Raw genomic sequence first — 13,855 nt, 5'->3', positions numbered from 1 at the left:
CATCACATGTAGTAAAAAATATCTGATATTTCTTAAAATATCAACTTTTAATGCTGAGCAGAAAATGAAAGCGCCCGGGCAACTGCCCGGGCGTGTTTTACATACGTGTTGGCAGAGCCTTAGAGAGTGACCCAGTCCCCTCCGGACTGGTGAGAGCGCACGGAGGCATCAATGAATCGGACACCGTCTGCGCCTTGATTGACACTGGGAAAAGCAAGCCAATCGGCCGGAATGGTAACGCCATCCCGACGCGCGGCTACGGCCATGGCAAATTCCGTATAGAGGTTGGCCCAGGCTTCGATAATCCCTTCGGGGAAGCCGCGCGCGGTACGGATCAGACGTTCTGCGCCGGGGCCGATGCCATGCCCGTGACCTCGGCTTATGATATTATCCGGCTCACCAAACCGATTGAACTTCAGCTGCTCCGAGTTCTCCAAATCCCACTCGAGACCTCCTTCGTTCCCGAATATGCGCAACCGCAACCCTCCCCGATTCCCGGGGGCAAGGCGTGTCGCCATCAGGGTTCCCGGAACCTCGTTTTGATAGCGGGTGAACATGAATGCTGTGTCTTCCAAAGGCTTTGGCGCGCCGCAGACATGAAACTCAGCCCGTAGGTCGGTCAAGGGCAGGCCCGAGACAAAACTGGCGAGATGCGCGGCATGGGTGCCGATATCGCCGACACAGCTGGTCGGACCAGAAATCTTTGGGTCCAGCCGCCATTTGACGTGGGGCGCATCAGCCACATCATCGGGCGTCATCCAGTCTTGCATGAACTCGACGTGGATTTGGTTGATTTTACCGATGCCGCCTTCCGCCACGATTTGTTTGGCCTGACGGATTACTGGAAAACATGACATCGCATAGCCGACAGCAAAGATGTGTCCCGTGCGCGCGGTAATCTCCTCAATCCCTTCGGCCTCCGCGACTTCGTTGGTCAGGGGCTTATCGCACAGCACGTCAATGCCCGCCTCCAGAAAGGCTTTGGCCGCTTCGAAATGAACGTGGTTCGGGGTGGTGATCATGACGGCATCTACGCCATCCGGGCGTGCCGCCTCGGCCTTTGCCATCTCGTCGAAGGACGCATAGCACCGGTCGGCCGGCAGGAACCACTCGGCCGCGCGCGCCTTGCTGCGAGCGGCATCTGAACTGAGCGCGCCTGCGGTGACCTCCCACCGGTCGCTCATCCTCGCTGCCATCGCTTGCGTGACAGAGATACGTCCACCGCCGACGACGCCCAGCCTCAAACGGCGAGACAACCGGGGGAAATGGCCGTCAAAGTTCAGGTCTTCGGGTAAAATTCTCTCAGCCATTCTGAACCTCCATGTCCGGGACCCGTGCGCCTTCCGGCAGCATTTCTACCGCCATGAAGATGCTGGGGGTAATCGTCTCGTATTGATGCCAGGGATAGTTGCCTTCAGCGTCATACATCGGCTTGTGCGTCGTGCCGGGGGCCATGAATTCTTCGAGGTAAAGGGTTGCAACGTCCCGTTCGCGGCATTGCTGCATTTTGCCAAAGCCTACGATTTGCGTATGCACTTCGCGAAACCCCGGTACCGGGCAGAACGGATGATCCTTATGCAACCCGACATTCAATGGGACCGAACCGGAATGGTACATGGTCAGTCCAACGTTACCCACGAAGACCTTTGGCGACATGTAGTGGCTGACACCGCGCAGACGCTCCTCTTGGCGAACATCAAAAGCAGATGGCCATGTATCTTTCACCCATGCGAACAACTCGTTGTCATCGGCATGGGCGTCGAAACCGTGGACAATGACGGCACGTTCCACGCCGCTAAGCGTGCTGTCTTGCACGATCACAGAGGAAAGCGGCGCAATGGTCTGATCCTCGACAGAGAGATTTCGCCCCCCAAGGTTAAGGACGATGGCGCGACCCTCGATAGAAATTCTGCGCTCGTCAGTTATGTGCTGGACGCGAAAGAATGGCTGAGCAAAGTCGAGTGTCTCAATCGGCATGAACCAATTCCTTCCTCTCATCATTAAGGAAATCGACCGGCAGAGGCGCGGGCGCTTCGCACCAGCTTTCTATTGTCTGATACGCTCCGAATTTTGGCGCCCGCTCAATCGCGTCCATGACCTCGAAAACGTGGTAGGCAAGCGCTCCACTTGCACGGGGTTGGCGTCCTTCTTGCGCCGCCAGAGCCAGATCCAAAAGGCCGAGCCCGCGACTGTCTTCATTGAACCCGTGCTTGTTTTCGACTACCTGCCAGTCTTCGCGACCAGTTGGACGAGGCTGATGAGACCAGCGCGAGGTGTCCCGCGTCTTCAGCCAGACATCCCCCTGAAAGATGTTAGCTCCATGAACCGGGTCAGGGTCAGGGATGCTGATGGTTCCGTTTTCACCATAGATCTCGAACCGTGGGGTTTCGCTGTCCCAAATGTCGAAGCTCATGGTCATCGACCCTATAGCTCCGGATGAGAACTGAAGCAGGCTTAGGGAGTGCGTGTCGACCTCGACATCCATCCATTCGCCATTGCGAGGGCCAATTTCGATCATCCTTTTGTCGAACGTGCGCCGAGCCATTCCGGCGACCCGGTCAATTTGCCCAAGGCAAAAAATCATGGCGGTTAGGTAATAGGGGCCAAGGTCCAGTAAGGGCCCGCCGCCGGCCTGGTAGTAGAAATCCGGGTTGGGATGATGGCGTTCCGTCCCGTGGGTACCGACATGGGCAAAAACCCCTGTCGGTTTCCCGATGGCGCCTTCATCAATTAAGCGCCGAACTGTCTGCCAGCGACCGCCCAGAAACGTGTCGGGCGCACAGCCGACCAGCAGCCCCTTTTCAGAGGCCATGTGCAGGATCGCCTTTCCATCCGATCGGTTCATGACCAGTGGCTTTTCGGAATAGATGTGCTTGCCCGCCTCCAGTGCGCGCAGGCTGATTTCGGCATGCGCCGCCGGAATAGTCAGATTCAGAACGCAGTCAATCGTCGGATCGTCAAACACTTCATCTGGCGTGCAGGCCTTGGCGATGCCGTATTGATCCGCCTTGGCGCGGCTTTCCGAAGGGTCGAGGCTGGCGCAGGCTACCACATCGACACTCGAAAATTTCGATATTGTTTTTAGATAGATATCGCTGATACGACCACAACCGATAAGGCCGACCCAGAAGGATTTCGATGGCTCACGTGTCATCATTCCTGTCTTCGTAGAGGGGTAAGTAATTCGGGGGCATGGGCCCTTTGTTGCGGCCACCCTGGTTCATCTGCTCCCAAGCGTGGGCGAGTATTCCGACCGAGCGGGACAGGCAGAACAGCCCCCGCGACAGGGGCGCGGGAAAGCCAAGTGCGCAGAAGATTACGGCTGTCGCCCCGTCGATATTCATTGCGATGGGTCGACCGCCGCGTTGGCGACCGAGTTCGGCCTGAACCTCTTCTCCGATATCGGCAAACCGGCCAGAAACTGTGCTTTCTGCCGCCGCATCTCGAACAAGTTGCAACAATCGTGGTGCGCGTGGGTCGACGGGCTTGTGAAACCTGTGACCAAAGCCCGATACGATCTTGCCGTAGGTCTCGCACCAGCTGTCCAAGCCATCCCGAACAGCATCATTCAGCGAAGCTCCCGCATCCATGCGAGCCGCGATATCATAGTAAAGCTCTGCACACTGCTCCCCTGCCCCGCCATGCACATCGCCCAGCATGTTCACCGCAGTCGCCATCGCATTATTGAGGCCTACTCCACAGGTGGCGGCCATGCGCGCAGCCGCGATCGAGGGGGCCTGCGGGCCGTGATCCACGCCTGCGACCAAAGCGGCCTCGAACAGGCGCGCTTGCGCGTCGCTGGGCAGATCGCCCCGCACCATCAGCCAGATCATCTGCGGGAAAGACACGTTCCCGATCAGGTCCTCTATGGCGTTGCCGCGAAACGCGATTTGTCCGGGCTTCATGTCGATGATGGAGGTGCGCCACCAATGGCGGATAGCTTGCTCGTCGGTTGTCATACCGTTGCCCCTCTAGCGTCGCGCATACGCTGCTGACAAAGTGAATCGAAAACGCTTTGAAGACGACTGATTGAGGCGGTGCGGCCGGTGAAGATTTCAAAAGACGCTGCAGCCTGATGAACTGCCATTCCAGCACCATTCATCACTTTCAACCCAGTTGCGCGGGCCCTGCTCAGAAGGTGTGTCTCGAGCGGGAAATATACGATATCTGCCACCCATGCATCGGACCGCAACAGGGATGGTTCAATGACTGTTCCGGGGTACTTGTCCATTCCAAGTGGTGTTGCGTTGACCACTCCGTCCACAAGTTTGACCCGATCCAACGAAATCGAAGGGGAACCCTGAAGCTTTGCATAAGGGCGCAAGACCTTTAGTCGACTGACCAGCGCCTGCGCTCGGTGGAGGTCAGAATCGATGATCTCCAGATCTCGAACACCTGAATCAAGCAAAGCCAAAGAGACTGCACTGCCCGCGCCACCTGCACCAAACATGAGAACCGTTTCAGTCTTCGATGATCCCAAAAAATCTCCGAAGGCACTGTGGAAACCTATGTAATCGGTGTTGTGGCCAACCATTCGGTCGTCACAAAAAACCACCGCGTTGACAGCTTGAAGCTCCTCAGCAGTCTTGGAAAGCTCATTAAGATGATCGATGACCGACGCTTTGTAGGGGTGTGTCACGTTGACAGCCGCACAGCCTAAATCAACGGAATAATGCAGTAAATCAGCGACCGACATTCCACGAAATGGCTCTTTTGCCGTGTCGATCCTACCGTAACTCAGATTGATACCCTGCGCCCGGCCCTCCGCCTCGTGCATCTCAGGCGTCATGGAGCCAGAAATCCCTTGTCCGATTAGTGCGGCCTTCATATTAGGTTGTTCCTTCCGCCACGTGGTGTCGCGTTTGCGCCGCTAATCGAAACGCAGCGTTACGCGCGCCATAGCCGGCGTAACCAGTTCGGCGCTCAACAATTTCAAAGAAAAAGCCGTTAAAGATAGGGCGACTGTAGATCTGAAAGTACTCGGCACCCGCCGCCTGATCGTAGAGTATGTTATCCCTGCGCATTTGGGCGATCAGGTCTTCACTTAACCCGAATGTCGCTTGCAGATCAGCGTAGTAGTTTTCTGGGATGGACAGGCTGGGAAAACCGGACTTCCGCAATTGGTCTGAAGTTTCAAATATATCGTCAGACTGGAAGGCGATGTGCTGAACACCAGCCCCAAAGCCATCTTCAAGGAACGAAGCCGCCAGAGTTCGGCGACCAACTGCCCCGTTCAGGTTCAGGCGCACTTCGCCTTCGGGGCTTTCGATGGCCTGGCTTTGCACGACGCCGGACGGGTCGGCCACATTCACGATAGGCGACTTCTCCATCTCAAAAGTCGAGATGTAATACAGTAGCCAGCTTTGCATTTCATCGTGGCTCATCGTCTGTGCCAGATGGTCGATACGGCGCAAACCGGCGGGCTGGGTCACTTTGGTTTTCGCTACCGGCTCAAATTCGATATCCCAAACCCGATGCAGATCGGATTTCTCATCGATGAAATGGACGACATTGCCGCCGACACCACGGATGGCCGGAATATCCAGCTCTCCTGTTCCCACCGGCTGCGAGAAATTCGGAGCGCCCAACGCGGTCGCACGCTGGACCGTCTGATCCGCATCTTTGACACGCAACCCCATGTCACAAACCGAGGGGCCGTGGCCCAGGAACGCCGACTGGGCAAAACCGTCCTTTTCGGTATTCACTACGATGTTGATAGCCCCCTGCCGCCACAGCTCGACGGACTTGCTGACGTGCTTTCGCTCCATTCGAAAACACATTGCTGACAGCATGTCTGCCAATTGGGTCCCACTCGTTTCGTCGGCTGTAAACTCAACGAATTCGAAGCCTGAGGCGTAAACGCGTTCAGGCAATTTCGGGATACCAAAGTTCGTTCCGGGCTCGGTCCGCGACACCTCGTCCAAGAGGTTCACCAGCGACCTATAGCTGTCTCGGGCCAGTGTTCGGCCACCGGGTTGAGGACCTGCTTCGTTGACGCGCGCAATAGACCAAGGCCCCTTGTACCCGGCGCGGGACAACACCCGCACGAAACCTGCAAGGTTCAGCGATCCGAGCCCTGGCAGAAGTCCAAAGTGCCGTTTGAGCCGACGTATATCCATCTCAAGCCGGGGTGCATCGGACAGTTGCACATGGAACAGCCGCTCTCCGGGAATGTCCCGAAGGCGGGCGGGTTTGGACCCGTCGGCAAGCGAGAAGAATGAGTTCAAGGCCAACCCCAAATGAGGGCTGTCGATGGCTTCAACGACGCCTAACGCCTGCTCATCCGAGTGAACAAGATCCGACCATGGCAAGCCCATATAGGCCAGACGCAACCCCATCTCTTTCGCAATCTTGGCCGCCTCGCCAAGGTCCGCGATTACCTGTTCTTCGGTTGCAGCGGCATCGACCTCGTAAGCAGACCCGATTAGCAGTAATTCTGTTCCCAACTCGCTCATCAGGTCGAGTTTGCGCTTTAGCCGATCAAAAGCGCGCTGCCGACCGCTGCCGGTCTTACCTTCAAGGTTATGGAAGGGTTGTAGCAGGCAAATCTTCAGGCCGAGGTCTGATGCAATATTCCGGATTTGCGATGGCGGCCCATCAAAAGCGGTCAAATCCGGTTCGTGTAGTTCGACACCCCCGAATCCCGCGTCAGCGATAGCACTCAGCTTTTCAGCCAGATCACCGGGGATCGACGTTGTCGAAACCGAAAGGCACATTATCCCTGATATCCAAACATACGCGGCAACCACAGGACCAGATCAGGCATCAGCATCATGATCACCAAGGCGAAGATGAGAACCGCGAGGAAGGCCCAGATTTCCGAGATGATTTCGCGCAGAGGAATGTCTGTCACGGCGTTGATCACAAACAGTAGAATGCCATAGGGCGGCGTGATCAGACCGATCATCGAGTTCACGACGACCAGCACTCCGAAATGCACCAGATCAATCCCAAGCGCTTCGCAGGTTGGAATGAACAGGGGCACGATCACAAGAATGATCGTTGTCGCGTCCAACACGCAACCCAGAGCGAGGATAAGCAGGTTAACCAAGATCAGGAAAACAATCGGACTAACATCTGAACCCTCCAGCAGTGCCGAGATCGACTGTGGAATCTGTTCCTGAATGACGATGAAGTTCAGAATGAACGCGCCACCAATGACCACCCCGACGGCGGCGGAAGAGCGTGCGCTGTCGACGAACACTTGATAAAGGCCACGGAAGGTCAGTGCGCGGTAGAACAACGCTGCCAGAAGCAGGGCGTAGAATGCAGCAACTGCGGCGGCCTCTGTCGGAGTAGTGACGCCGCCATATATGCCGTACAGCAGAATTGCGGGCATGAGCAGTGCCGGGAACGCGTTGGCGGTTTTAGCCGGTAACTCGCGCAGCGGAACAGGTTCTTCCAATGCAAAGTTCCGCTTTCCGGCAAGATAATAGTTCATCGCCATCAGGACGATGCCCATGATCAGACCCGGCAGAATGCCAGCAAGGAACAGCGACCCAATAGACGCCTTTGAGACCAGCGCATACAGAACCATCGGGATCGACGGCGGAATGATCGGGCCGATCGTTGCCGACGCCGCCGTGATTGCAGCTGCGTAGCCTCGGCTGTAGCGGCCATCCTTGGTCATCATCTCAATGATGATCTTGCCGATCCCCGCCGCATCCGCGACGGCTGAGCCGGACATGCCGGAGAAAATCAGCGATGCCACCACGTTGACGTGCCCCAGGCCGCCTTTGAACCGCCCGACCGCAGCGACGCAGAAGTTCAGCAAGCGGTCGGTGATCGACCCCGCGTTCATGATATTGGCGGCGACAATGAACAAAGGCACGGCAAGCAGGATCGTGCTTTTGTAGAAACCCTGCAGGATTTTTTCACCCGCCAGTGCAACGTCCAGACCAGCAACACCCAGATACATCAGTGACGCCAGCAGGATGGAGTAGCCAATAGGGGTCCCGATGCCTGCCAGAACAAAGAGTGTGAGCAGGCAGGAAAGAAGTTCGAAACTCATTTGCTTGCGTCCTCGTCGTCTTCCACATCAACACGGGGATGTTCGTCGACCACGTTGTATCCCACGACCATTTCAAGTTCGGTTTTTGGTGGGCCGTTGCGCATGATGTCAAAAAACAGCCATGCATACCGCGCGGCTACGACCAGCATGAACACGGCATAGATCGAAAACACGGTGCGCAGCGGTATCTTCTCACCCGAAAAGGGATTGCGTACCGTCGCGGTCTTGCGGATTTTCATCCAGTCGATGTAATCCCACGTCGGCAGGAAACTGTAGAGCATCCCGACCACGATTGCCGCGGCCGCCAGCATCGCAAATACCTGACGCACGCGTCGGGGCACAGACAAATAGATGATGTCGAATTTCACGTGATCCCGCTCACGCACGATGAAAGCGCAGCTGAAAAAGATCACCCAGACCCAAAGGATGCCAATCAGTTCAAGCGTCCACCCGGCAGGGGTGAAGAAATAGCGCAAAAGAATTTGCAGAAGGAAGATCAGGAAGATTGCCGCCAGCATCCCGCCGGCAATCGCTTCGGTCAATCGGGAGAACCCCTTGATGAATTTTTTCATTGTGGTTCTCCCTCCCTTGTCCAAGTGGCCTTAGTTGCCCAGAGCGTTGATCTGCTCGAGAACGCCATCCGGCCATGACCCGGCAAATTCGCTTTCCAGATACATGGTCTGTACCTGATCACGGAACGCTGCGAGATCGGGTTCGTAGACCTCCATGCCCTGCTCCTTGAGGAAGCTGACGAGGTCCTCTTCCTTCTGCAGCTGTTTCTGGCGCCCCGATTCAGCCGCAGCATCTGCCGCTTCCTGAACTTTTGCCTGTTGTTCCGGGGTCAAACCGTCCCAAACCTCTTTGCCGATGGCGATATAGTTCAGGTCGACCAGATGCGATGTCAGGACGATCTGATTGGTCACTTCGTAAAACTTGGCATCAACCACGGTCGGCAACGGGTTGTCCTGACCGTCAACGGCACCGGTCGACAGCGCGGTATAGACTTCGGAGAAGGCCATTGGTGTCGGGGCGGCGCCCAGCGCTTTTCCGAGGAATTGCCACGCATCTGTACCCGGCATCCGCAGATTCACGCCTTCCAGATCGGCCGGAGTTGTGACCGTCAGCTCATCCTTGGGCTGGCGCAGGTTCACCTGACGACGACCCAGATACATGACCGACAGAAGTTTAACACCCAGTTCTTCTTCGGCTTTTTGCTTAAAGGCATCCATTAGGGGATCGTTGAAGACTGCCACCTGATGGGCGGCGTCCTGGTGGACATAGCCTGCGGTAAAGATCGAAAACTCGGGAAAGAACTGTGCCAGTTCCTGCGCCGAGGTGATCGACATTTCCAGGTTACCCCGGCTGATGGCGTCCAACTCAGTGCCCTGAGCGAAGATGGTACCGTTATAGCTGGGCTCATAACTTGCGAAATCGGCGACCATCGGCGCGAAAACTTCTGCCATAGCGACCGAGCGTTGGTCGGTCTCCGATCCTGATGTTGCGAGACGAAGTTGGACTTTGTCTTCAGCCAGCGCACCGCTTGTTGCGCCAAACAGAACACCGGTTGCAACAAGGGCTGATACAGCAGCCCGGCGGGTAAGTTTGGTAATCACTTTGCTCCTCCCTGAGACATCATGATGTATTTTTCCGATTCTGAGTTTTGACCTATTTTGGACATTTTGCAAGATTTTTTACAAAATATCAGATATTTTTTTGACCTGCATTCTCTGTTGTTGCATTTCCTGAAGGTTTCTTATTCTAACAACCTCGCCAGTCCTGCAGGAATTCTGTATGGCTTCAATGACTTGAAGCGTTCTGAAGCCTTCCCAGCCGGACACAATCGGATCTGCTTCGTGCCGAGCAACTTCAACAAAATGCCTGAGTTGATTGACCAGCGGGTCAGAGGAACCCTTCTTCAGCGCGGTTGACGAGATTGGAATCCACCAGTCCCTTTGCTCACTCTGGTAGCTCCATAACCGAAGATCGGGGATGGACAACGACCCATGAGAGCCACCGATCATGTAGCTACTCTCAGAGGTCGAAGGATAGATCGGATATTCCTGAGACGTCATCTCCCAGCTCCACGGAGCAACGATGCTGTCGGACACACTTATGGTGCCTATCGCACCGCTTTCAAACGTCAACAACGCGCCCGCGACATCTTCGTTGTCATAACCGCGTTGCGATGCCGCCGACTGAGCCTGTACGGTCACAACTTCTCCGGCCAAGTACCGCAGCAGATCCACATCGTGGACAAGATTGACCGAGATGGGCCCTGCACCAGGTTTCTTTCGCCAGGGCGCAGCGTCAAAATATTCATCGGGCTTATAAAACCAGCAATTCGCATGGACTGCGCGAACTTTTCCGATCTTGCCATCAGCAATCGCTTCTTTGGCTGACTTGATCAGAGGATTGTGCCGACGATGATGTCCGACCATCAGCGGCACATTGGCCCTCTCCGCTTCTTGGACAAGCTCCAGTGCAGCGGCGGCTTCCACGGCGATCGGTTTTTCGACAAGAACGGGACAACCATATCGAACACACGTGAGGCCTTGTTCAACATGAAGCGTGGTCGGCGTCGCAAGAACAGCTCCGTCCGGCGTCTGATTTGCAAACATTTCCTCGAGGGTCTCGTAACATGCGACCCCGTGCTCAACGGCGTAAGCATGGCCTTCATCGCTGGGGTCGACCATCGCGACGAGATCAACATGGCGCAACGCTCGGATAGCGTCTGCGTGGCGGCGTCCAACAAGGCCAATGCCGATAATGGCAATGCGAAAGTTTTTAGACACTTTGCTTCCTTCCGGAGGGTCCGGAAAATCCCGAAACCGATGATTGCGATCGGGCTGCTTTGCCCAACTTGGCCACGACCGTATTGAGGTTTTCGCGATTCCGCAATAATGTATGATATTTTTATTTTTACCATACATCGGTTTGGATTGCTGATGTCTCCGAAAAATGCTAATTCAACGAGGAAACTGATAATATCGGGTGAAACGCATGGCGAAACAGCCGTCTACGATAGGTGCGAGCACCTATCAGCGCATCAAGCGGGACATCATCTTCGGGGAGCTGCAGCCCGGCTCCAAACTGAAGCTGGACGCTTTGAAGGAACGCTACTCGGCGAGCCTTTCGACACTTCGTGAGACCCTGAACAGGCTTGCCAGTGACGGATTTGTCGAAGCTCCTGAGCAACGGGGGTTCCTGGTTACACCGGTCTCCCGTGAAGACCTGATCGAGATATCAGAGCTGCGTGTCCTGTTGGAATGCCACGCGTTGGAGTTATCCATCGAGAATGGTGACACGGATTGGGAGGGGAACCTCGTCGCCGCGCATCATAAGCTGCATTTGATGGAGCAACGGCTTCTCAAAGGAGATGACTCTGAGAAAGAAACCTGGAAGAGGTACGACTCGGAGTTTCATCAAGCAATGATAGCAGCCTGCAACTCCAAGAATCTTCTATCCCTTCACTCAATCATCTATGACAAATATCTTCGCTACCAGATGCTCGTACTGACCTATCGAGGTGAGGTAGCAGCCAAAGAACACAAACACATGTTCGATGCCGCATTGGCCAGAGACGCGAATATGGCCAAGAAACTGTTGGAAGATCACATCCGAAACGGCCTCATCCACACGTTGGAGGCTATGTAAGGCGGCATGCTGATTGCCTGCTTCACCTTCAAGGCTGGGCTGACGATACTTTTCACTGCAGTTCGGCTCAATGGCTGCTTCTTAGGGGCTGATGCAGCGGACATGCCGCATTGCCCCAAGTCCGTTTCCGTCCTGATCGTCGATCATTACCGACCGGCAGCGTGAGCCAGTCTGAATGTCCGCTCGCTCATCGATACATGGATGGGTTTGCAGATGCAGAGAAGGTCCGGAATCCGCCCAATGTGACAGCGTTAGTGTCTTTAGTGACCGAGATTGACCCCTGCGGATTTTTCGCTCTAATAGCTACTGCCGTTCCCCATACACCTCCCCTCGACTCCATGCGTCGAGGATGCGTCGGATCATCTCCGGTCGCGTAGGTATGTCCTCTTCGCGCCTGCGGGCGTCGTCGAGCAGGGCTATGAGGTCGCGATGGAGGCGTAGGGTGAGGGCTTCGGTATCTTTCTTTGGTGGCGCCATGACTTTTCTGCATTATGATGTTGACATCGTAATCGCATAGTCCCATATTGAACGGACGGAAGCAAGAGCTCCTACCCTCTCGCCTCCGCCCTGACCACAACGATCGCTAGGAGATCCTCATGGCTGACCCACGCTCTAGCACGCCGCGCCCTGCGGCTGAACCGCTGACTGCGCTCATTTCTTCGGACAGGCTCGCCTTTCGCGCCGCGCTCGACCAGCTTTTCGTCGCCCTGCGCGCCGACTGGCTGGTGTACGAGACCCGGGCCGATTTGAACTCGGACAAGGGCATGGAACTGGGCGACACCGCCGCCTGCGCCTGGTCGCTGGTCAACGCCGGGCTGCGGGCTGTCCGGGATATGCGCGCGGCGCATCCCGACCTGCGGGCCGCCGCCGGGCAGATGCTGCCTGCGGTGGAAGACGGCCTGCCCACCCAGTCCGACCTGCTCCAGTTGTCCGGTGTGCTCTTTGATCTGGCCCGGGCGCAGAAGACCACCGCCCCCGATCTCCATGCGCTGTTGATGGAGGCGCAGGCCCTAGTCGAGGCCTGGCGTGGCAATCTGGCCCTGATAGGCCTGCCCCGCGCCGCCTGAGCTTTTCCGACCGGCCCGCACCTTTCTTCCTGTCCGGGTCTCCCGGACAGGCCCCGCCGGCCTGTCTCACTCCCTTTCTTTTCCTCTCCACCCGCCCGCAGGCCTTGCGGGCCCCCGGGTGGATTCTGTCCGGAGTTTTTTCCATGCCCACCAGCAAAACGCTGTTCCCGTTCCCCATCGATGGGGAATTCCGCCCTGTCTTCGTCGGCCCCGTCAAACGTCACTGGACCGCCGCCGCCGAGCGTAAAGGCTTCTCGCTGATCGGCCGCGCCGTGGATCGCCTGCACGTCGTCCTCGGCTGCCAGACCTGCGGCCAGCCCACTCTCAAGCGCATCAATGTAGTTCGGGATCACGCGCCCGAATGCCCGCATTGCATCGCCGCCCGCCGCGCCAAGGCCGCCCGGACGATGGGCGCCTGCCTGATCGGGCCGGACCCCGAAGGTGACCGGCACTATGGCCTCTATGAATTCGCCTGCGGCCATACCGGCCGCCGCCAGCATCACCGGGTCGAACGGGCCGCCGCCGGCGGGCACGGGCTCAGTTGCGAGACCTGCACCGAAGAACGCCACGCCGCCGAGGCCGAGGCGCAGGACTGGCAGCTGATCGGCAAGGCGCGGCGCGACAACCCCGGCTATCGCCGCTATGCCCATGCCTGCGGGCACCGGCAGGACGTGGCGGTGGCCAACATGCGCCATGGCGATGTCGATTGCGCGGGCTGCGGCGAGAGCTGGGCGTCGAAGCCCAGCCAGATCTATCTCCTGTCCTTCACCCTGCCCGATCTGCCGGTGATCAAGCTCGGGTTCAGCTCGAACCCCGCCTTCCGGCTGCGCCAGGTGCAGCGGGATCCCGGACAAACCCGGGGCACGCTGCTGCGCGCCGTGCCGGTCGAGTCAGGACATCGCGCGATCTGCATCGAGAAAGCCCTGCACGCGCATATCAAGGCGCATCGCCCCGACCTGATCGTGCCGCCTGCGCTGTTCCGGGGTCCGATCCAGACGACCAGTGAGATCTATCACCATCACGCCCGGCCCTACATCCAGGCTCTGCTGGAGGCGGTCGCGGCGGGCTGGGACCCCAGCGCCTCCGAGTCTCCGGACAGCGCCGCCGCCTGATCCCGACCCGG

The 13,855-nt window shown here is 57.1% G+C and carries 13 protein-coding genes; 3 read left to right on the top strand and 10 right to left on the bottom strand.

Going from position 1 to position 13,855, the window contains the following annotated elements:
- Window positions 1–119: 119 nt before the first annotated feature.
- From ACR0DJ_RS02705 to ACR0DJ_RS02660, 10 genes are all read right to left on the bottom strand, one after another.
- Window positions 120–1,310: a Gfo/Idh/MocA family protein gene (locus ACR0DJ_RS02705; protein ID WP_480683789.1), complete on the bottom strand. Its 1,191-nt coding sequence runs from the start codon at window positions 1,308–1,310 to the stop codon at window positions 120–122.
- The gene (locus ACR0DJ_RS02700; RefSeq protein ID WP_480683788.1) at window positions 1,303–1,977 is read right to left on the bottom strand and encodes a hypothetical protein; all 675 of its coding nucleotides are present in this window, start codon (window positions 1,975–1,977) and stop codon (window positions 1,303–1,305) included. Before ACR0DJ_RS02700 ends, ACR0DJ_RS02705 begins: the two co-directional genes overlap by 8 nt.
- Window positions 1,967–3,157, bottom strand: a complete 1,191-nt coding sequence (locus ACR0DJ_RS02695) for a Gfo/Idh/MocA family protein (protein WP_480686223.1) — start codon at window positions 3,155–3,157, stop codon at window positions 1,967–1,969. Before ACR0DJ_RS02695 ends, ACR0DJ_RS02700 begins: the two co-directional genes overlap by 11 nt.
- Window positions 3,144–3,959 carry a citryl-CoA lyase gene (locus ACR0DJ_RS02690; RefSeq protein ID WP_480683786.1) on the bottom strand — a complete coding sequence of 272 codons (816 nt, stop codon included), beginning with the start codon at window positions 3,957–3,959 and terminating at the stop codon, window positions 3,144–3,146. The genes ACR0DJ_RS02695 and ACR0DJ_RS02690 overlap by 14 nt, the downstream gene beginning before the upstream one ends.
- Window positions 3,956–4,828 (bottom strand): shikimate dehydrogenase, encoded by an 873-nt coding sequence (locus ACR0DJ_RS02685; RefSeq protein WP_425078733.1) that lies wholly within the window; start codon window positions 4,826–4,828, stop codon window positions 3,956–3,958. Before ACR0DJ_RS02685 ends, ACR0DJ_RS02690 begins: the two co-directional genes overlap by 4 nt.
- Window position 4,829: 1 nt before the next feature.
- The gene (locus ACR0DJ_RS02680) at window positions 4,830–6,716 is read right to left on the bottom strand and encodes a bifunctional sugar phosphate isomerase/epimerase/4-hydroxyphenylpyruvate dioxygenase family protein (protein WP_480683785.1); all 1,887 of its coding nucleotides are present in this window, start codon (window positions 6,714–6,716) and stop codon (window positions 4,830–4,832) included.
- Entirely contained in the window at window positions 6,716–8,011 is a 1,296-nt protein-coding gene (locus ACR0DJ_RS02675; protein ID WP_058282995.1) for a TRAP transporter large permease, read from the bottom strand. The genes ACR0DJ_RS02680 and ACR0DJ_RS02675 overlap by 1 nt, the downstream gene beginning before the upstream one ends.
- Complete coding sequence (locus ACR0DJ_RS02670) at window positions 8,008–8,583, bottom strand: TRAP transporter small permease (RefSeq protein WP_170414485.1); 576 nt, start codon at window positions 8,581–8,583, stop codon at window positions 8,008–8,010. The genes ACR0DJ_RS02675 and ACR0DJ_RS02670 overlap by 4 nt, the downstream gene beginning before the upstream one ends.
- A 30-nt stretch (window positions 8,584–8,613) precedes the next feature.
- Window positions 8,614–9,624 (bottom strand): sialic acid TRAP transporter substrate-binding protein SiaP, encoded by a 1,011-nt coding sequence (locus ACR0DJ_RS02665; RefSeq protein WP_480683784.1) that lies wholly within the window; start codon window positions 9,622–9,624, stop codon window positions 8,614–8,616.
- A 78-nt stretch (window positions 9,625–9,702) separates the two neighbouring features.
- Window positions 9,703–10,941: a Gfo/Idh/MocA family protein gene (locus ACR0DJ_RS02660; RefSeq protein WP_425078738.1), complete on the bottom strand. Its 1,239-nt coding sequence runs from the start codon at window positions 10,939–10,941 to the stop codon at window positions 9,703–9,705.
- 70 nt (window positions 10,942–11,011) lie between these two features.
- Between ACR0DJ_RS02660 and ACR0DJ_RS02655 the strand changes: the two genes are divergently transcribed.
- From ACR0DJ_RS02655 to ACR0DJ_RS02645, 3 genes are all read left to right on the top strand, one after another.
- Entirely contained in the window at window positions 11,012–11,665 is a 654-nt protein-coding gene (locus tag ACR0DJ_RS02655) for a GntR family transcriptional regulator (RefSeq protein ID WP_425078739.1), read from the top strand.
- A 596-nt stretch (window positions 11,666–12,261) separates the two neighbouring features.
- The gene (locus ACR0DJ_RS02650) at window positions 12,262–12,732 is read left to right on the top strand and encodes a hypothetical protein (protein ID WP_480683782.1); all 471 of its coding nucleotides are present in this window, start codon (window positions 12,262–12,264) and stop codon (window positions 12,730–12,732) included.
- A gap of 143 nt (window positions 12,733–12,875) precedes the next feature.
- The gene (locus ACR0DJ_RS02645) at window positions 12,876–13,844 is read left to right on the top strand and encodes a GIY-YIG nuclease family protein (RefSeq protein ID WP_425078741.1); all 969 of its coding nucleotides are present in this window, start codon (window positions 12,876–12,878) and stop codon (window positions 13,842–13,844) included.
- Window positions 13,845–13,855: the final 11 nt, after the last annotated feature.

The organism is Ruegeria sp. BF10, assembly GCF_056538725.1.
This window is presented reverse-complemented; position numbering and strand designations above follow the sequence as displayed.